A 19,982-nucleotide genomic window follows, 5' to 3' on the forward strand; every position below is an offset into this window, starting at 1 on the left:
CAGGGAAAAGCCTGTCGTTAATCCCTTTGGAGATGAATGGTTAGTGGTGGTAATGCATACCCGTTTTCAGTCAGGCAGATCCCCGCCTTTCTGCAACGCGAATTATTTAGAGTATTGAAAGGGGTGTATGGTAATGGAAGGCGCGGCATTCGTCATCCATTCAACGCTTAAAATAATCCCATCTGGCCGGTAATCAGGCTGGAAAAATCATCCTGTAAAAACGGCAGGATGGCATCGGCCACCGGTTGCAGTTGGCGCTCAACATAGTGAGTATAGTCCAGCGTCGAGTGGCGGGTTTCCATCGGCTCCGGGCCGCTCTGCGTCATCACATAGCTGATCCAACCGCCGTTCTGGTATTGAAGTGGGCGACCTATCTGGCGGTTGTAGTCGTCAGCGAGTCGGGCGGCACGCACGTGCGGCGGTACGTTTTTCTGGTAATCACTGAGCGGGCGACGCAGTCGTTTACGGTAGACAAGCAGATCGTCAAACTCGCCGTTCAGGGTTTTTTCGACATATTCACGCAGCCAGGTTTGATAAGGCTGCTGGCGGAAAATACGCGCATACAGCTGTTGCTGAAACTGCTGCGCCAGCGGGGTCCAATCGGTGCGTACCGTTTCCAGCCCTTTGTAGACGATTTTTTCCCCGTCAGGCGTCTGCGCCATACCCGCATAGCGCTTCTTGCTGCCCTGTTCCGCACCGCGAATGGTCGGCATCAGAAAGCGGCAATAGTGGGTTTCAAATTGCAGCTCAAGCGCGCTGGTCAGCCCTACTGTTTGTTGCAGGTGGTTTTGCCACCAGTGATTGACCAACTGGGCCAGCTTACGGCCTATCTCGATGGCCTCATCATTATCGTGCGCGCGTTTCAGCCAGACAAAGGTGGAGTCGGTATCACCGTAGATCACCTGATAGCCCTGCGCCTCAATCAAGGCGCGGGTTTGCTGCATGATCTCGTGGCCGCGCAGGGTGATAGAGGAGGCCAGACGCGGATCGAAGAAACGGCAGCCGCTAGCCCCCAGCACGCCATAGAAGGCGTTCATGATGATTTTCAGCGCCTGCGACAGCGGTTTATTTCCGGCGCGCTTGGCGGCATCACGCCCCTGCCAAATCTGCTCGACAATGGCGGGCAGACAGTGCTGCTGGCGCGAGAAGCGAGCGCCGCGAAAGCCGGGCACCGAAGCATCGTCATCCGGCTGCTGCATGCCGCAAACCAGCCCCACCGGGTCGATCAGAAAGGTACGGATGATCGAGGGATACAGGCTTTTATAATCAAGCACCAACACCGAGTCATACAGCCCAGGCGCTGAATCCATCACAAAGCCGCCAGGGCTTGCCTCCACGGCAACCTCACCCAGATTGGGAGCTACGTAACCAAGACGATGCATGCGCGGCAGATACAGGTGGCTGAATGCGGCGACCGACCCGCCGCTGCGATCCGCCGCCAATCCGGTGACGGTGGCGCGCTCCAGCAGGAACGACATCAGATCGGTTTTTTCAAAAATGCGCGTGACCAGCTCGCAGTCCTGAAGGTTATAGCGGGCGAGAGCGGGTTTGTCGTGCGCAAAACGCTGCTCGATTTCATCCATGCGCTGGTAAGGATTATCCGACAGTTTACCTTCGCCCAGCAGCGTCTGGGACACGTACTCCAGACTGAACGAGGGAAAATTCCAGGTAGCAGATTTCAAGGCATCAATGCCGTCTACGATCAGCCGCCCTGGCGTACTGGCAAAGAAATGCCCCTGTTTGAATCCGTGCTCGCGCCACTCCAGTTCCTGATTGCCGCGCCCCAAGCGCAGCGGGATGCGATAACGCTCGGCGTGTTTTTGCAGCACGCGCAGGTCAAACTGCACCAGATTCCAACCGATGATCACATCGGGATCGTGCTCTGCAAACCAGGCGTTAAGTTTCTCCAGCAATTGCGGGCGACTGTTGACATATTCCAGCGCAAATTCAGGCGCAGGCGGCGCATCGTCGGGTTCTGGCCCCAGCATATACACCTGACGCTGTCCGCACCCTTCCAGCCCGATGCAGTAAAGCTCGCCATGGCGGCTGGTTTCGATATCCAGCGACACCAGTTTTAACCGGGGTCGATAGTCAGGGCAGGGCTTCATCTGGGCTTGAACCACCGCGTTCGGCCCGGCGGGTTGACCGCTGAACCACACCGGTGCGGTGATAAAGCGCTCCATCAGATAACGATCGGGCGGGCGGATGTCGGCTTCATAAACGGTAATGCCCGCTTCCTGTAATCGCTTTTCCAGCGCCAGCAGTTGGCGATAATGGGAGCAATAGAGGCCCAGCAGCGGCTGATGGTGAAAATCATGCAGGGTCAGGGGGCGCAACGAGGGGGGACGCTGCTTACGCGGCGCGGAGGTATCGGCATTCAGCAGCACTTCAGCGCGCGCCTGCTGCTGCGCGGGAATGAAGGCCACCGCGTGTTGAGGTGGCAAAGCAACCAGCACCGGACCACCGTCGGTGGCGAGCCAGAGATCAATCTGAATGCCAGCGGGGGTGTCACGCCAGTGGCGGGTAAGAATAAACCCCTGAGACGCCTGCGCCACGCTTGAATACCTCAGCCAAGAGAGAAGTATTAAGTATGGTTATATATACAGTTATAGTCTAGTGTTATCTTCACACCCGCTATCTTCAAGCACCCGGAGCCAGCACCACACGATTACGGCCTTCCTGCTTGGCGCGATAGAGCGCCTTATCGGCCAGCTTGAGCGCCTGGTCGATGGTAAAATCGCCGTTCTTGTCCGCGCGCCACAGGGAAACACCCAGTGAAATGGTGATGTTACCCGCAGGCGATGCCATTGCCTCCGTGCTGGTGCGCAACCGTTCGGCGATCTGCTCGGCAATATCCTGCGACGTTTCCGGGAGCAGCACTAAAAATTCCTCGCCGCCGCTGCGGCACAAAATATCGCTGTCGCGAGAACCGGTTCTTAACTGTTCTGCGATAAACGTGATGACCGCATCCCCCGTGTCATGACCGAAGGTGTCGTTAACCCGTTTAAAATGGTCGATGTCCAGCGCGATAATGGCGAAATCCCGGTGCAGGGTCTGCCAATACTTCAGAATGGTATCCAGTCCGCGGCGGTTGTACAGGCCGGTCATGGGATCGGTTTGCGCTTCGAAACGCAGCTTGCCAATCTTTTGCTGTAACAGATTGATGCCAATCAGCATGGCCTGTTTGAGCTGTGTCGCCTCAAAATACCAGGATGAGATCTTGTTGATGTCTTCAGAGATGTCGTTGGCATCCATCTTATTGGCGCTGCGCGCCAGCAACCACAGCGGCTGGGCAATCAAACGGGCCAGCAGCCAAACGCACAAAATGGTCAGCAACGCCATCGGTAGCGTATGACGCAGCACGTTAAGCATCAGGCCATCGAGTGGCTTCAGCGTCTCTAACGTTGGCCGCAGCGCGACAACTTCCCAGCCGGTGGCCGGAACGATAGCAAAACCTGCCAGCATCTTTTCACCGACGTAGTTCACCATCTGCTGGCTGCCGTTGGTCGGGCCTTGATGGGGGACCACCAAATTGTTGGTTTCCGTTTGCCCTATACGCACGTTGTCTCTGTGATAGAGCATGCGCCGCTGGCTGTCGGTGACGTAAATATAGGAGCCGTCACGGTAGTAGTGTTGCCCGAGCAGGGTATTCAGGATGCTGGTTTTTTTCAGATAGATAGAACCACCAACAAACCCCAGATAGCGCCCGGACCGATCGAAAATTGGGCTGGATATCAAGACAATCAGATTTTCCGCCGCAGAGATATAGGGTTGGCTGATCAGCGGCACGCGCTCTTTCAGCGCCGCCAGTGCGCCTTCGGTCGTCAGCTTTTGTCCGATAAGCTGGAAGGTATCCGGCGAGGTGGCGCGCACCACGCCTTTGGCATCCGCCACCAGCACCGAATTAAAACTGTGGGTTTGCAAACGTAGCCGATCGGATTCTTGCACCAGATTGACCGTGTCGCTAAAGTCTTCTGCCAGGATCGTGGCGCTGTAGGCCAACTGCTGTTGCGCATTCTCAAAAAAGATCTGCGTTTCGGCGGCCAGCTTGCTGGCGTAAACCCGGTTTGATTCCAGCGTATTGGTAATCAACAGATCGCGCTGCACGCGGTAGGTGGCGTAAAAGCTATTCGCGAGCGTGATCAGGGCACTCATTACCGCCAATAGAAGGATTAAACGGCGTAATCCGACATGGTGAAATACGCTAGAAGACATAAATAGGGACAAAAAGCCTGGCGAAAAGGTTATTCATGATAAGGGTTGTTGCCTATTATGTATACCTTCTCTTTTGCTGGGACGGGGGCATTATTGCTGTTTTACTTTGCCGCCAATGTGTTTCGATAACCCAGGTGTGGATGCCATTTTTTATTTAAAATCTGTCAGATAGGAAATAATTTGAATTGCATCAATCCTGCTATTATCGCGAAGCGAGAAAATGGTGCAAAAGCGTCATTTATCGGTAACAAACGTAACACTTTTTGAACACGGCAGAAGTGAAAATAATTTAGATAATCACGGCGTTGTATTAAAACGTTATTATGTTCTACCTCTCATTATTATAATAATTCATGAATGCTCCCTTCTGTATATTGTGATCTAAATCACAATTTTCAGCTCATCCTTTGTCGCGTTGTTCTGTCTGTCTATTGCATAGCTAAACCGTTTTAATTAATGTTTAGCTTGCGGTTTATTAGGAGACTATCATGACGGCAAGAGTATGGGTGCTGGGCGATGCAGTGGTGGATTTACTCCCTGAAGGTCAGGGACGTTTGTTGCAGTGCCCCGGCGGTGCGCCTGCCAATGTGGCCGTGGGCATCGCACGGCTTAAGGGATGTAGCTGTTTTATTGGTCGCGTGGGGGACGATCCCTTTGGCCATTTTATGAAGCAAACATTACACGATGAGCACGTGGATATCCGCTACCTGCGTTGCGATCCCGCGCACCGTACTTCAACCGTGGTTGTTGCTTTGGACGAACAGGGGGAGCGTTCATTTACCTTTATGGTGCGCCCGAGTGCCGATCTGTTCCTTGAAACCGCGGATTTGCCGGTATTTCACCGCGGCGAATGGCTGCATACCTGCTCGATAGCCTTGTCTGCCGAGCCATCGCGTACCGCAACCTATACCGCGATGACGCGTATGCGCGCCCAGGGCGGTTTCGTCAGTTTCGATCCGAATATCCGTGAAGATCTCTGGCCGAACAAAACGTTACTGCGAGAGTGTCTGCGGCAGGCGCTGCCTCTGGCTGATGTGGTGAAGCTGTCGGAAGAGGAACGGTTGTTTATATCCGGCAGTGAGGACGTACCGCATAGTATGGCCAGGCTTGCGCAGGAAAATGGCATCAGACTGCTGTTGGTTACTCAGGGTAAGTCTGGCGTACTCGCGTGGTTTAACGGTGATATTCACCATTATGCAGCGCGACCCGTGGTGAGTGTGGACACTACGGGCGCTGGAGATGCTTTTGTCGCCGGGCTGCTGTGGGGATTGGCTGAACACGGTTTGCCACATGACGTTACTGCGCTCAGCCGCCACCTAAGCTATGCACAACTCTGCGGTGCACTGGCAACCACAGCAAAAGGCGCAATGACTGCGCTGCCTTATCTTGAACAACTTCAGCAACAGCTCCCCTGAGGAACCTTGCATCTGATCGGCATTTTGCGACTTGCTTCACAATGACTAAACCGGTTTAGCAAATTTCATTGCGCGGGAAAAATAACCCTGTCTATGATTTCAACCTAAACCGGTTTAGCTAATTAATGTACCGATACATATGCTTCCTTAGGGAGACACAATAATGAAAAAAAGTACTCTTACCCTCACCCTCGGCTTGTTAATGGGCTCAGGTACGGCGATTGCTGATGCAGGCAAGAGCAGTATTGAAGCGCGCCTGATGGCGCTGGAGCAGCGACTTCAGGCTGCGGAGCAGCGTGCGAGCATGGCGGAAAACCGGGCTGATGCGGCGGAAAAGCAGGCGCGTGAGCTGGCTACCGTACAGCAGAAAACGCAAACCACCACGGCGCAGGTTGAACAGCGCACGGCCAAGCTGGAGCAAAAGGCCAGTGACAACGGCGGTTTCGAATTTCATGGCTATGCGCGCTCCGGCCTGTTGATGAATAATTCAGCGGCAAAAACGCAAGGTGGCCCCTCGGTGACGCCTGCGGGAGAAACTGGCGGTCATGTCGGACGTCTGGGCAACGAGCCGGATACCTACGTTGAATTAAACCTTGAACATAAACAGACATTGGCGAGCGGTGCCACTACCCGATTCAAGGTGATGCTGGCCGATGGACAGCGCAGCTATAACGACTGGACGGCATCCAGCAGCGATCTCAATCTGCGTCAGGCGTTTACCGAACTGGGCCATTTGCCGACGTTCACCGGGGCGTTTAAAGACAGCACGGTATGGGCGGGGAAACGCTTCGATCGCGATAACTTCGATATCCACTGGATTGATTCCGATGTGGTATTCCTCGCAGGGACCGGCGCGGGTATCTACGATATGCGCTTGGATGAGAACGCGCATAGCAATTTCTCGGTTTATGGCCGCACTTTCGGGGACATCGAGAACAGTGAGAATACAGCGCAGAATTACATTCTCAGCCTCAATCATTTTCAGGGGCCGGTTCAACTGATGGTCAGCGGTATGCGTGCTAAAGATAACGATGCGCGGCGCGATGTGGATAACCATCTGGTGAAAGGCGATGCTGCTAACAACGGGGTCCACGCGCTGTTGGGGTTACACAATGAGAGTTTCTATGGCGTGCGCGAAGGCTCATCCAAGACTGCGTTGCTGTATGGGCACGGGTTGGGGGCTGAGGTGAAGTCGATAGGCTCTGACGGTGCGCTGTTGCCAGAGGCGAATACCTGGCGGCTGGCGAGCTACGGCATCACGCCACTCGGCGGCGGCTGGCACATCGCGCCCGCGCTGTTGGCGCAAACCAGCAAGGATCGCTACGTAAAAGGGGATAGCTACGAGTGGGCAACCCTCAACCTGCGGTTTATTCAAGAAATTACCCGTAACTTTGAAATGCAATATGAAGGCAGCTATCAATATATGGATCTGCGGCCGCAGGGCTACAACAGTCGCAATGCGGTAAGCGGTAATTTCTACAAGCTTACCGTCGCACCGACGCTAAAAGCCGGAGACATTGGCGAATTCCTCAAACGCCCAGAGATTCGTCTGTTTGCTACCTGGATGGATTGGGACCACCGGCTGGATAACTATGCCAAAAGCGATAGCTTTGGCAGCAATGGTTTTGTCGCCGGTGGCGAGTGGAACTTTGGCGTACAGATGGAAACCTGGTTCTGATTGATATCACCCTGGCGGAGGCGGCTTCGCCAGGGGCACTGACAACGAAAATAATGAAAACACAGAGGTTGCTATGGACGTTGAACAGATTGCCCGGTCATTGTTGCCGTTGCTGGGCGGAAAAGAGAACATTGCCAGCGCCGCGCATTGCGCGACGCGCCTGCGCCTTGTCCTGGTGGAAGATGCCAAGGCGGATACTACTGCGATCGGTAAAGTGGACGGGGTTAAAGGGTGTTTTCGTAACGCCGGACAGTTGCAGGTCATCTTCGGTACTGGGATCGTCAATAAGGTCTACGCTGCGCTGATTCAGGTGGCAGGGATTGGTGAAACCAGCAAAGCCGACGTAGCGAAAATCGCTGCGCGTAAACTGAACCCGCTCCAGCGTGTGGCTCGCTTGCTGTCTAACATCTTTGTGCCGATTATCCCTGCCATCGTCGCCTCCGGTTTACTGATGGGCCTGCTCGGCATGGTGAAAACCTACGGTTGGGTGAGCGCGGATAATGCGCTCTATATCATGCTGGACATGTGCAGTTCCGCCGCGTTTATCATTCTGCCGATTTTGATCGGCTTTACCGCAGCGCGTGAGTTGGGTGGTAACCCCTATCTCGGGGCTACGCTTGGGGGCATTTTGACGCACCCCGCGCTCACTAATGCCTGGGGGGTTGCTGCCGGTTTCCATACCATGGATTTTTTCGGCATTGAAATAGCGATGATTGGCTATCAGGGCACGGTCTTTCCCGTCCTGCTGGCGGTGTGGTTTATGAGTGTCGTGGAGCGGCAATTGCGTAGGGTGATTCCTGATGCGCTCGATCTGATTCTGACGCCTTTCCTCACGGTGATTATCTCCGGGTTTGTTGCCTTGCTGATCATCGGGCCGGCGGGCCGTGTACTGGGCGATGGCATCTCGTTTGTGCTCAGCACGCTAATCGCGCACGCCGGTTGGTTGGCGGGATTGCTGTTCGGTGGGCTCTATTCCGCTATTGTTATTACCGGGGTGCACCACAGTTTCCATGCCATCGAAGCGGGACTGCTCGGCAACCCGTCGATTGGCGTCAACTTTTTGTTGCCCATTTGGGCAATGGCCAATGTGGCGCAGGGCGGCGCTTGTCTGGCGGTATGGTTTAAAACTCGGGATGCGAAAATCAAAGCGATTGCGCTGCCTTCTGCATTTTCGGCGCTGTTAGGCATCACGGAAGCGGCCATTTTCGGTATCAATCTGCGCTTTGTGAAGCCGTTTATTGCTGCATTGATCGGCGGAGCGGCAGGCGGTGCCTGGGTGGTCTCGGTGCATGTGTACATGACGGCGGTGGGATTAACCGGCATACCGGGTATGGCTATCGTGCAGGCCAGTTCGTTGATGAATTATATCATCGGGATGGTCATCGCTTTCGGCACGGCCTTTGTGGTTTCTTGCCTACTTAACTATAAAACGGATTCAGAGTAATGACGCTACAGCCTCTGCTGCCTGACATTTTGCAGGCAGTGATGAAAGGTCAATCACGGGCTCAACAAGACAGTCACTATCCCGGCTGGCATTTGGCTCCGGTGACCGGATTACTGAACGATCCCAATGGCTTTATTCACTTCCAGGGGCGTTATCACTTGTTTTATCAGTGGAATCCTCTGGGTTGCCAGCATGCCAATAAATGCTGGGGGCATTGGAGTTCGCCGGATCTGTTGCACTGGCAGCATGAGCCTATCGCGCTGATGCCGGACAGCGAGTACGACCGCAGCGGCTGTTACTCTGGCTGCGCGGTGGATAATCACGGCATGCTGACACTGTGCTATACCGGCAACGTCAAGTTTGATAACGGTGAGCGCACGGCCTGGCAGTGTCTGGCGGTACAAAATGCCCACGGCGGTTTCGACAAGCTGGGGCCGGTTATCCCATTGCCGGAAGGGTACACCGGCCACGTGCGCGACCCGAAAGTGTGGCATCACCAGCAGCATTGGTACATGGTGCTGGGGGCACAAGACCAGCAAAAACAGGGAAAAGTGTTGCTCCTGCGCTCTGACGATCTTATGCAGTGGCAACCGTTGGGCGAGATCGCCGGCAGCGGCATCGGCGGGCTTGGCGATGCCGGATTCATGTGGGAATGCCCGGACTTATTCACCCTGGATGATAACGATTTTCTGATTGTCTGCCCGCAGGGTGTGGCGCGGGAAGAAACGCGTTTTCTCAACAGTTACCCGAGCGCCTATGTCTCTGGTGAGCTCGATTACCATCGGGCCCGTTATCGCCACGGCCCTTTGGTGGAAATGGATGCCGGATTCGAGTTTTATGCCCCGCAAACGACGCTGAGCGCGGACGGGCGACGCTTGCTGGTGGGATGGATGGGCGTACCGGATGGCGAGGAGATGTCTCAACCCACCACCGCGCAGGGTTGGATCCACCAGATGACCTGCGTGCGTGAGCTGTCGCAACACAATGGCAAGCTTTACCAACGTCCGATACGTGAATTGCAAGGATTACGTGAGGATGAGCAACACTGGCAGGGCCTGGCGGATGACGCCCCAGTGCTGGAAGCGCAGAGCCTGGAACTGGAACTTGCCAGCCAAGGGCCGATAATGCTCAATTTTGCCGATACGCTGATACTCACCTGGCAATCCGATGGCCTGCGTCTGGCAAGGCTTAGCCGGATAACCGGTGAGTGGCAATACCGCTATTGGCCGGGAGATGTGCGCGAACTGCACATCTTGTGCGATCGTTCCAGCGTAGAAATCTTCATTAACGGCGGCGAAGGGGTGATGAGCAGCCGCTATTTCCCCGTGCATCCCGCCACGTTGGCATTGAGCGGTGGTACGAATCTGCGAGCGCGCTACTGGTCGTTGCGATCATGCATGGTAGAATAAGGGATTATTTTACTAAATGACGCACTGTTGTGAGAAAAACCAAACGCATCACCATTAGTGATATCGCCGCGCTGGCGGGAGTATCCAAGGCAACCGCCAGTCTGGTGCTTAACGGGCGCGGTAAAGAGCTGCGTGTCGCACAGGAAACGCGCGAACGTGTGCTTACCATTGCTCAACAGCAACACTACCAGCCGAGTATTCATGCGCGGCTGCTGCGCGATAACCGTAGCCATACGCTGGGGCTGGTGGTGCCGGAAATCACCAACTATGGTTTTGCGGTTTTTTCTCACGAACTGGAAAATTTGTGTCGGGAAGCGGGGCTGCAATTATTGATCTCCTGCACCGATGAGAATCCCGGTCAGGAAACGGTGGTGGTGAACAACCTGGTTTCACGGCAGGTAGATGGGTTGATTGTGGCTTCCAGCATGTTGAGCGACAGTGATTACATTAAGCTTAATGAACAACTGCCGGTGGTGCTGTTCGACAGGCACATGAATGACACCACGCTACCGCTGGTGATCACCGATTCCATCACTCCCACGGCGCAACTGGTGGAGCGTATTGCGCGCCAGCACCCTGATGAGTTTTATTTTCTTGGCGGGCAATCTCGCTTGTCGCCAACGCGAGATCGGTTGGAAGGGTTTCGCCAGGGGTTGGCACGTGCCGGTGTTGAGCTGAAACCGGAGTGGATTATTCATGGCAATTACCACCCCAGCAGCGGTTATGAAATGTTTGCATCATTGTGCGCACGGCTCGGGCGCCCACCTAAAGCTTTGTTTACCGCCGCCTGCGGTTTGCTAGAGGGGGTATTGCGCTATATGAGTCAACACAACCTGCTCAATAGCGATATCCATTTGGCGAGTTTCGACGATCACTATCTGTATGATTCGCTGTCTATTCGTATTGATACCGTGCAACAGGATTGCCGCCAACTGGCCTATCACTGCTTCGAAATGATTACCCAGTTGGTTAATGATGAAGAGCCCACCGCGTTGCAACGTTATTTGCCCGCCACCTTACAGTGGCGACATGAAGCAGAAAATAAAAATAGGGATTAATGGTGTTTTTGCAGCATTAAAAAATTAAAAACCAAATTAATACTGCCAGTGTTGAAATATAAACGTGATAACGAATTAGCACTGGCTCAGTGATTATCGGTTTTGCAAATAAGAGAAATGTCTATAAGCGCTAAAAAGGTTAATTGTTTTTTAATAGAAAGTTATATTTCCATCCACTGCACTTTTAGCTGGCACGCACGAATCGAATTGGTGCAATGTCCTTGACGGCGCTTTTTCAATGACCGGCTTTTCCACCTTCTCTCCTGAGTTTTATTCATATTTATCAATTGATTGATTGCCGTTTTTTACTTCTGGCACAGTTGTTGCTGATTCTTTTCTCGCTAACAGAATATATCCCTGTGGCACGCTCACTGATCGACGCACTGGGCCAACTCTGTGGCTCCATTCTACTAAAGGGACGTAATCTCTTATTACTGATGAGGCGATGATATGAATCACAAACTGGTCAAACTGACGGTAGCAGCAGCATTGGTTTCCTCTGTCATGGGTGCCGCCAACGTGATGGCGGAAGAAATTAAAATCGGCGTAGTGTTACCGTTAAGCGGCCCGCTCAGCGGATATGGTCAGCCCTCTCAGAAAGGCGTTGAGCTGGTAAACAGCATGGAGCCGAAACTGAAAAATGGCGATACCATCAAACTGATCGTTATTGATGATAAGAGCGACAAGGTAGAAGCGGCTAACGCTATGCAGCGTCTGGTCTCAAGCGATAAAGTCGACGCAGTGATCGGTGAAGTGACCTCTACCAACACGCTGGCGATGACCAAAATGGCGGAAGACACCAAAACCCCGCTGGTTTCTCCCACCGCTACCAACGACCGCGTCACCCGTGGCCGTCAATATGTGAGCCGCGTGTGCTTCTCAGACAGCTTCCAGGGCATCGTCGGCGCTAACCTGGCATCGCGCGATCTGGGGGCCAAAACCGCGGCTATCATGTATGACAGCAGCAACGACTACTCCGTTGGCCTCGCCAAAGCGTTCCGTACTCAGTTCCTGAAAAACGGCGGCACCATTCCTATCGAAGTGCAGGCTCCGGGGGGCAGCAAAGATTTCAAAGCACAACTCTCCTCGGTCAAAGCCAAGAATGTCGACATGATTTATATGCCGATCTACTACACCGAAGGCGCGCTGATTGCGGTGCAGGCCAAACAGCTGGGCTTAAAAGTACCGGTAGTCGGCGGTGACGGTCTGGCGGCAGATCCGGTGTTCTTCAAGCTGGGTCAGGATGCGGTAGAAGGTTACATGACCACCGATTACTACTCGCCGAACGCCAAAGAGCAAACGCCTGAAGGGGAGAAATTCATCAAGGCCTGGACGGAAAAATACAGCGAACCGACTCACACCTGGGGCGCGATGACGGCGGATGCCTACAAGATGATCGTCAATGCCATGAACCAGTGTGATAACCCGAAAGATCGTGTCTGTGTCAATGACAAAATCCGTGCTACCAGCGGCTTCACCGGCATCACCGGCACGCTGACGCTGAAAGATGGCGACGCCATCCGCAGTGCGGTGATCAACGAAGTGAAAAACGGCGAACTGGCGTTCAAAACGGTGGTAAACCCGTAATCGCGGGAAAATAAGGATTAAAAAATGGATGCAGCCATTTTCTTCCAACAGGTGGTTAACGGCATGAGTTTGGGCAGTATGTACGCGTTGATCGCCATCGGTTATACCATGGTGTATGGCGTGTTGCGTCTGATCAACTTTGCTCATGCCGATATCATGATGGTGGGGGCATTTCTTGCCCTGTTTGGTACCACCTATTTTGCGCTGCCCTTCGGGGCAGCAATTCTGTTTGCCGTGCTGTTTTCTGCGCTGCTTGGGGTCTGTATTGACCAGATTGCCTATCGGCCACTGCGCGGCGCGTCAAAAATCTCCATGCTGATCACCGCCATCGGTGTCAGCTTCTTTTTGGAAAACCTGTTCAACGTGCTGTTTGGCGGCAGCCCGCGTTTCTTTGAAACGCCGCCGTTTTTCAACCGCACTATCACCTTCGGCAGCATCATCATCACCAACGTGGCCTGGATTGTGCCGCTGGTGACGCTGGTATTGCTGGCCGGGATCTTGTTCATTCTCTACCGCACCCGTCAAGGTATGGCGATCCGCGCTGTGGCCTTTGATGTCAACACCGTGCGCCTGATGGGGATCGATGCCAACCATATCATCGCGTTTGTGTTTGCACTCGGCAGCTCGCTGGCGGCACTCGGCGGGATCTTTTATGCCACCAGCTATCCCACCATCGATCCGTTGATGGGGGTATTGATCGGTCTGAAAGCCTTTGCCGCCGCAGTACTCGGCGGGATCGGCAGCGTCACCGGCGCGGTGATCGGCGGCTTTATTCTGGGATTCACCGAAGTGGTGGCGGTTGCTGCCGTGCCGGAACTGGGTGGCTATAAAGATGCCTTTGCATTTATGTTTTTGATTTTGGTTTTGTTATTCAGACCGGTCGGCATTATGGGCGACGAACGGTTGGAAAGGAGTCGCTTCTGATGAAAATGCCAGCCACGTCTCTCTCTCAGCTTTTTTGTTACGCCGCGCTGCTGATTGTCAGTGTGTTGATGCTGAGCGTTTTTCAGAACCTGTTTAACGACTACATCCTTCGCATTATCTGCAACATCTTCATCTTTATGATCTTGGCGGTGAGCTACAACCTGATTAACGGCGTCACCGGCCAGCTCTCGCTGGAGCCAAACGGCTTTGTTGCGGTAGGGGCCTACGTGACCGCGATTTTGCTGTTAACCGCCGATGCCAAAACCAACATGTACGAAATGGCCGCGCCCAGTCCGTTCATTTTGGCTATCCACACCTCGTTTTTACCAGCGCTGTTGATCAGCGGCCTGTGTGCTGCGGTGCTGGCGGTGTGTCTCTCGTTTCCGGTGTTCCGGGTGCGCGGCGACTACCTGGCGATTGTGACCCTGGGTTTTGGCTTTATTATCAAAATTCTGGCGATCAATAACCCGCAAATCACCAACGGTGCCATCGGCATCAATGAGATCCCGCAGGCCAGCAATATGCTGTTCTGGTGTGGGTTGGTGGCGCTGGCGGCCATCGTGCTGGTGTTGCAGGTGGTGTATTCCAAATACGGCCGTGCCATGAAGGCAGTGCGTGATGATGAAGATGCGGCGATTGCCATGGGCATCAACACCTTCCGCATGAAGACCTATGCCTTTGCCACCAGCGCCTTTTTCGAGGGTATCGGCGGTGGCCTGCTGGCATCGTTACTGACCATCATTTCTCCCGATCTGTTTGACTTTATGCTGACCTTCCAACTGCTGATCATCATCGTGCTGGGCGGTTTGGGCAGCACCACCGGGGCGATCCTCGGCACCATCATTGTGATTGGTAGCGGTGAATGGCTGCGTTTCCTCGATCAGCCGCTCAACCTGTTCGGTCAGGATCTGGGCTCGCATCCGGGCTTGCGCATGGTGGTGTTCTCTCTGGTGTTGCTGATCATTATGCTGTTTGCCCGCGAAGGGCTGCTGGGGAAACAGGAGATTTGGGAAATCAACAGGAAGCGCCGCCATGGAAAATAAAACGGTTCTTAACGTCGACAACGTCGTGATGCAGTTTGGCGGGCTGCGCGCGATTGATGGCGTCAGTTTCAGCATCAATGAAGCCGAGATCTTTGGGCTTATCGGCCCAAACGGCGCGGGCAAAACCACTATGTTCAACGTGATCACCTCGAACTACAAGCCGACCTCGGGCTGCGTCAGTTTAGGGGATACCACCATCACCGGGCTTAAACCCAACGTGGTGGTTAACAAGGGGATTGCGCGCACCTTTCAAAATATCCGCCTGTTTGGCTCCATGACGGTGCTGGAGAACGTGCTGATCGGTTTCGACCGCGCGATTCACTACTCGTTTATCGAAGCGGCACTGCACGTGGGGCGTTTCTTTTCGGCAGAACGCAAAGCCAAAGAAGAAGCGATGAAGATTCTGGAGTATATCGGTATCGCCCAGCATGCCAATGCGTTGGCCACTAACCTCAGCTACGGCAATCAGCGCAAGGTGGAGATCGCCCGCGCACTGGCGACCTCGCCGTCATTGCTGCTGCTGGATGAACCCGCCGCAGGCATGAACCCGAAAGAGACCAGCGAACTGGCGCAGTTGATTTTCAAAATGCGCGATGACTTCAAACTGACGGTGCTGTTAATCGAACATGACATGTCGTTTGTCAACACGCTGTGTGAACGCGTGATGGTGCTGGACTACGGCAAACCGCTGTTTAGCGGCAAGACGCAGGAGGCGATCAACGACAAAGCTGTGATCGCCGCCTATCTGGGGGACATCGACTATGCTTAAGGCCGAAAATCTACAGGTGTTTTACGGGTTGATTCAGGGATTGAAAGGCGTCGATATCGAGGTTAACAACAGCGAAATCGTTACGCTGATCGGCAGTAACGGCGCAGGCAAAACCTCAGCGCTGAGCGGCATTCTGAACATGGTGAAATCGTCGGGCACGGTCACCTTCCTCAATGAAGAGGTCACACACAGCCAAACGCACCAGATTGTGCGCAAAGGGCTGGCGCTGGTGCCGGAAGGGCGCAAGGTGTTCACCAACCTGACCATTGAAGAAAACCTGAAAATGGGAGCCTACAACAACCCGGTCAATTTCCATTATCTGTGCGAAAAGATGTACGCCCTGTTTCCACGCTTAAAGGAGCGTCGCCATCAGATGGCGGGCACCATGAGCGGCGGTGAACAACAGATGCTGGCGATTGCCCGCGCCTTGATGAGTGAACCGGTATTGCTGATGCTGGATGAACCCAGTCTCGGGCTGGCACCGAAGATTGTGGGTGAGGTGTTCAACATTATCAAACAGTTGCAGAAGGAAAATATCACCATTCTGCTGGTGGAACAGAACGCGACGGCGGCATTGAAAATCGCCGATCGTGCCTATGTGCTGGAGAATGGCAACATCGTGCTGCACGGTGTAGCGGCGGATATTCTCGCCAATCCTGAGGTGAAACGGATGTATCTCGGGGGATGACCCTGCGCGAGTGCCTGTCTACTCATGATTTCCGCGCACGCGGAAATCATGAGATTGCCCGTAATTGTTGGTATAGAAAAACCCGCCATTGACGCCGTCTGCTATGATCCTGACAATGCTCTCCCCTTTATCCAACGTACTGTTTATCGAACATACTGTTTAGTAAACCAAAGGTGCCGTTAATAACCCGGTAGGACTTTATGGAAGCGTGGCTGGATCATTTTGTGACCCAATCTGTCACTTATTCGCTGATTGCGGTGATGTTAGTGGCTTTTTTAGAATCGCTGGCGCTGGTGGGGCTATTGCTGCCCGGTACGGTGATGATGGCGACGCTGGGCGCGCTCATCGGTAGCGGGCAACTGAGCCTGTACGCGGCGTGGGGGGCCGGGTTGGTGGGCTGCCTGCTCGGCGATTGGATATCCTATTTCATCGGCTGGAAATTCAAAACGCCGCTGCACAACTGGTCGTTTTTAAAGAAATACCAGACCTTGCTGCGTCGCACAGAGCACGCCTTGCACCAACACCCGATGCCCACGGTGATTATCGGGCGCTTCGTGGGTCCAACCCGCCCGTTGATCCCGATGGTGGCAGGAATGCTGGCACTTCCCCCTGCGCGCTTTGCGCTGCCGAATATCATCGGTTGCGTTGTCTGGCCGCCGGTCTATTTTATGCCGGGCATTCTGGCGGGCGTCGCGTATGACATTCCTTCCGGTGGCAACAGCGCGTCATTTCGCTGGCTGCTGCTGGGGGTGGCAATCGTGGTGTGGCTTGCCGGATGGCTAGGCTGGCGCTGGTGGAACAGCCGCAAGCAAACCAAAAGCCATAAACGTTTGAAGTGGTTAACCATAGTGCGTTTGCGCTGGTTGGCACCGTTGACCATGACGGCCGCCGTCGCCGGGGTGGTGATGTTACTTCAACACCCGATGATGCCGGTATACAGCCATCTGCTCGGGAAAGTGATTTTGCGTGGTTAATTAACCTGTTGATACGTCACGAAAGTAGATCTGTTTGAAACGTTGTTTTACTATCATCCCCGCGTGAAGGCAGCGGCAACCCAGTGGGTTGCCGTTGTTCACGTTACTATCATAACCAATGGATGGAAAAACAATGAAAAAGATCGTGATTACGGCGCTGGTGCTGTTGATGAGCGCAGGGGCTTATGCCGCTGGGGATAAAAGCAAAACGATTACGGCAAAAAGCTACGGGGATAAATGGCCGTTCACCTTTGAGAAAGGGGAACTCATTTGTTCGACGGGCATCGTGGTGCTGAAAAACAGTAAAGATGGCAAGGTGTATGCGCTTAATGGTATGGCAAATGCGCTGGCTGATTCAGGCCGTAAACTGGGCAAGGCAACCATTTTGAATAATAAAGCCGTTACCAAGCCGGATCCGCAAGTGGCGGGTTATCAAATGTCTACCGTCGATATCATGATGGAAGGCCGCGAACTCTGTAATTAATCGCCATGTGCCCGCTAGCAGGATGACTCAGCGCATCCTGCTAATCGCGGTAATGGGCCGAGCGTTAACGATAAAACTCAGCCACCTGATCAAAAATGCGCATGTCGGCACCGTGGCGGCGCACCTGTAGCACATCCTCCAGCTTTTCCACCTGACTTATCATCTGCGGTAGTCGGCTGTCTTCCTGCACCAGAAGCCAGATACGGCTCTCTTTGCCCCCGGCCAGCGGCATACACAGAATGCCTTCCACGTTATAAGCGCGACGGGCGAACAGTCCACACACATGAGACATTACGCCTGGGTGGTTGCGTACCGCCAGTTCTAGCGTTACGTGAGACGAAGTTGATTGATTTTGCATGGTGTCAGTCTCCAATCATGTCGGTGTTGGCCCCGCCCGGCGGCACCATCGGGTATACTTTTTCGTTAGCATCGATAGCCGCATGAATCAGCGCCGGACCCGGCGTGTGCAGGGCATCTGCCAGCATGGCAGTCGGATCGTCTGCGTTATTCAGATCGTACGCCGCGAAGCCAAAGCCGCGAGCGATGCTGACGAAATCCGTTTGGTAGCGGTAATCCGCAGCGAAGATGCGCTGCCCATAGAACAGGTCTTGCTGCTGGTGCACCAGCCCTAATGCCTGATTGTTCATCAGGATGATCTTAACGTTAAGCCCTTCTTCGGCCGCCGTCGCCATCTCTTGAATGTTCATCATGATGCTGCCGTCGCCGGAAAAGCACACCACAATTTTGTCGGGCTCTGCCAGCGCAGCACCCATTGCAGCGGGCAAACCAAACCCCATGGTGCCGAGACCGCCGGAGGTCAGCCACTGGCGCGGCCGACGCAGCGGATAGCTCTGCGCCACCCACATCTGATGCTGGCCCACGTCGGTGGCGATGATAGCATCGTCCGTCAACGCCCGTGCGGTCGCCTGCACCAGCCCGTAGTGGCTCAGCGGATCGTCAGCGCCCGGCATGCGGAACGGATAGGTTTGCTGTAGCTCGGATACCGTCTGATGCCATTTCTCGCGTTTTTGCGGCTCAATCAACGGCAACAGTTGTGTCAGCGCTTCACCCACATCGGCATGCAGCCCAACGTGCGCCTGACGAATTTTTCCCAGCTCCGCCGCATCGATATCAATATGGATGATGCTGGCATCCGGGCAGAACTGCTCCGCTTTACCGATAGCGCGATCGTCAAAGCGCGCCCCCAGCACGATAAGCAAATCTGACTGCTGCAAAATCAGGTTAGTGGCACGGGCAGCGTGCATGCCTAACATGCCGAGTGACAGCGGGTGATCCGTCGGCATGGCACCGAGCGCCATCAGCGTCATGGTGGTGGGCAGGTTGGCGCGCTCGGCAAGTTCAATCGCCTGTTTGTGGGCTTCGGCGCTGATGATGCCGCCGCCCAGATAGAGGATTGGGCGCTCGGCCGCATTGATCATCGCGGCGGCCTGCGCGATGGCGTGTGTATCGATGCCGGGCGTGAGATCGCGTTCAGCAATCGCGGGCAGCTCTGCCAATTCGATGGTAGCGGTTTGAATATCTTTCGGAATATCGATCCACACCGGGCCGGGACGTCCTGATTGCGCGATGCGAAACGCGTCTGAAATCACGCGCGGCAGTTCGTTGATGTCCCGTACCAGATAGTTGTGTTTGGTGACGGGGATGGAAATGCCATAGGTATCCACTTCCTGAAAGGCATCGGTACCGATCATCGACGAGGAGACCTGACCGGTAATGCACACCAGAGGGATGGAATCGAGTTTCGCATCGGCAATCGCGGTCAGCAGGTTAGTGGCTCCCGGGCCGCTGGAAGCCAGACAAACGGCGGCTTTGCCACTGGCGCGCGCCATGCCCTGCGCGATAAACCCTGCCCCTTGCTCATGACGAGCGAGAATATGGCGAATGGTTTTGCTCTGCCCCAGCGCATCGTACAGCGGCAGTGCCGCCCCGCCGGGAATGCCCGCTACCGTGGTGATGCCCTGCTGTTCCAACAGCCGGACGATCAACTGTGCTCCGGTATAACGCATAGTAATATCCTTCATCTGGGCCGGTGCGTTTTCGGAGCGGGGGAGGTAAAAACAAGAAACCCCGCTCGGCTGGCGCCGGCGGGGTTTGGGAATCGTGCTGTGATTCGGAACCCGTTACGGCGCGTCGCCGACGACGACCACCACGACCACGCGCACGACGACGACCGCGTCAACATGCGCGGTGTGTAGTAGTGCAGAAGTCATAGCAGCGGAGTGTCTCACGGTGTTCCTGTCAATCAGTCAGTTAATTAGCCGTTTTATATAAGC

General features: G+C 54.5%; 16 protein-coding genes. 12 read left to right on the forward strand and 4 right to left on the reverse strand.

Annotation, left to right across the window (positions count from 1 at the left end; all coding sequences use genetic code 11):
- Positions 1-167 precede the first annotated feature (167 nt).
- Both J5067_RS15830 and J5067_RS15835 read right to left on the reverse strand, forming a co-directional pair.
- Positions 168-2,555: a DNA polymerase II gene (locus J5067_RS15830; RefSeq protein WP_264651520.1), complete on the reverse strand. Its 2,388-nt coding sequence runs from the start codon at positions 2,553-2,555 to the stop codon at positions 168-170.
- An 85-nt stretch (positions 2,556-2,640) separates the two neighbouring features.
- Positions 2,641-4,215: a sensor domain-containing diguanylate cyclase gene (locus J5067_RS15835; protein WP_264651521.1), complete on the reverse strand. Its 1,575-nt coding sequence runs from the start codon at positions 4,213-4,215 to the stop codon at positions 2,641-2,643.
- A gap of 488 nt (positions 4,216-4,703) precedes the next feature.
- Between J5067_RS15835 and J5067_RS15840 the strand changes: the two genes are divergently transcribed.
- The 12 genes from J5067_RS15840 (at position 4,704) to J5067_RS15895 (ending at position 17,688) form a co-directional block, all read left to right on the forward strand.
- A complete protein-coding gene (locus J5067_RS15840; RefSeq protein ID WP_264651522.1) occupies positions 4,704-5,630 on the forward strand; it encodes an aminoimidazole riboside kinase in 927 nt (308 codons plus the stop codon).
- A 163-nt stretch (positions 5,631-5,793) separates the two neighbouring features.
- Positions 5,794-7,308, forward strand: a complete 1,515-nt coding sequence (locus J5067_RS15845; protein WP_264644536.1) for a carbohydrate porin — start codon at positions 5,794-5,796, stop codon at positions 7,306-7,308.
- A 73-nt stretch (positions 7,309-7,381) separates the two neighbouring features.
- Positions 7,382-8,752 carry a sucrose-specific PTS transporter subunit IIBC gene (locus J5067_RS15850; RefSeq protein WP_264651523.1) on the forward strand — a complete coding sequence of 457 codons (1,371 nt, stop codon included), beginning with the start codon at positions 7,382-7,384 and terminating at the stop codon, positions 8,750-8,752.
- On the forward strand, positions 8,752-10,161 hold the full coding sequence (locus J5067_RS15855) for a sucrose-6-phosphate hydrolase (protein ID WP_264651524.1): 1,410 nt from the start codon (positions 8,752-8,754) through the stop codon (positions 10,159-10,161). Before J5067_RS15850 ends, J5067_RS15855 begins: the two co-directional genes overlap by 1 nt.
- A 29-nt stretch (positions 10,162-10,190) precedes the next feature.
- Entirely contained in the window at positions 10,191-11,219 is a 1,029-nt protein-coding gene (locus J5067_RS15860) for a substrate-binding domain-containing protein (protein ID WP_264644539.1), read from the forward strand.
- Between the two features lie 450 nt (positions 11,220-11,669).
- Positions 11,670-12,806 (forward strand): ABC transporter substrate-binding protein, encoded by a 1,137-nt coding sequence (locus J5067_RS15865; RefSeq protein WP_264644540.1) that lies wholly within the window; start codon positions 11,670-11,672, stop codon positions 12,804-12,806.
- Positions 12,807-12,830: 24 nt separating this feature from the next.
- Entirely contained in the window at positions 12,831-13,730 is a 900-nt protein-coding gene (locus J5067_RS15870; protein WP_264623732.1) for a branched-chain amino acid ABC transporter permease, read from the forward strand.
- Positions 13,730-14,773, forward strand: coding sequence for a branched-chain amino acid ABC transporter permease (locus J5067_RS15875; protein ID WP_264644541.1), 1,044 nt, complete (start codon positions 13,730-13,732; stop codon positions 14,771-14,773). The genes J5067_RS15870 and J5067_RS15875 overlap by 1 nt, the downstream gene beginning before the upstream one ends.
- Positions 14,763-15,542, forward strand: coding sequence for an ABC transporter ATP-binding protein (locus tag J5067_RS15880; RefSeq protein WP_264651525.1), 780 nt, complete (start codon positions 14,763-14,765; stop codon positions 15,540-15,542). Before J5067_RS15875 ends, J5067_RS15880 begins: the two co-directional genes overlap by 11 nt.
- A complete protein-coding gene (locus tag J5067_RS15885; RefSeq protein WP_264644543.1) occupies positions 15,535-16,230 on the forward strand; it encodes an ABC transporter ATP-binding protein in 696 nt (231 codons plus the stop codon). Before J5067_RS15880 ends, J5067_RS15885 begins: the two co-directional genes overlap by 8 nt.
- Positions 16,231-16,430: 200 nt before the next feature.
- Positions 16,431-17,204, forward strand: a complete 774-nt coding sequence (locus tag J5067_RS15890; RefSeq protein ID WP_264651526.1) for a DedA family protein — start codon at positions 16,431-16,433, stop codon at positions 17,202-17,204.
- Between the two features lie 133 nt (positions 17,205-17,337).
- A complete protein-coding gene (locus J5067_RS15895; RefSeq protein ID WP_264629061.1) occupies positions 17,338-17,688 on the forward strand; it encodes a YebY family protein in 351 nt (116 codons plus the stop codon).
- Positions 17,689-17,752: 64 nt separating this feature from the next.
- Here the strand turns inward: J5067_RS15895 and ilvN are convergent, their stop codons facing one another.
- Together ilvN and ilvB are read right to left on the reverse strand one after the other, a co-directional pair.
- On the reverse strand, positions 17,753-18,046 hold the full coding sequence (gene ilvN / locus J5067_RS15900; RefSeq protein WP_222158218.1) for an acetolactate synthase small subunit: 294 nt from the start codon (positions 18,044-18,046) through the stop codon (positions 17,753-17,755).
- Between the two features lie 4 nt (positions 18,047-18,050).
- Positions 18,051-19,715, reverse strand: coding sequence for an acetolactate synthase large subunit (gene ilvB / locus J5067_RS15905; protein WP_264651527.1), 1,665 nt, complete (start codon positions 19,713-19,715; stop codon positions 18,051-18,053).
- Positions 19,716-19,982 lie beyond the last annotated feature (267 nt).

The organism is Candidatus Symbiopectobacterium sp. NZEC151 (assembly GCF_025962655.1).
Lineage (GTDB): Bacteria > Pseudomonadota > Gammaproteobacteria > Enterobacterales > Enterobacteriaceae > Symbiopectobacterium.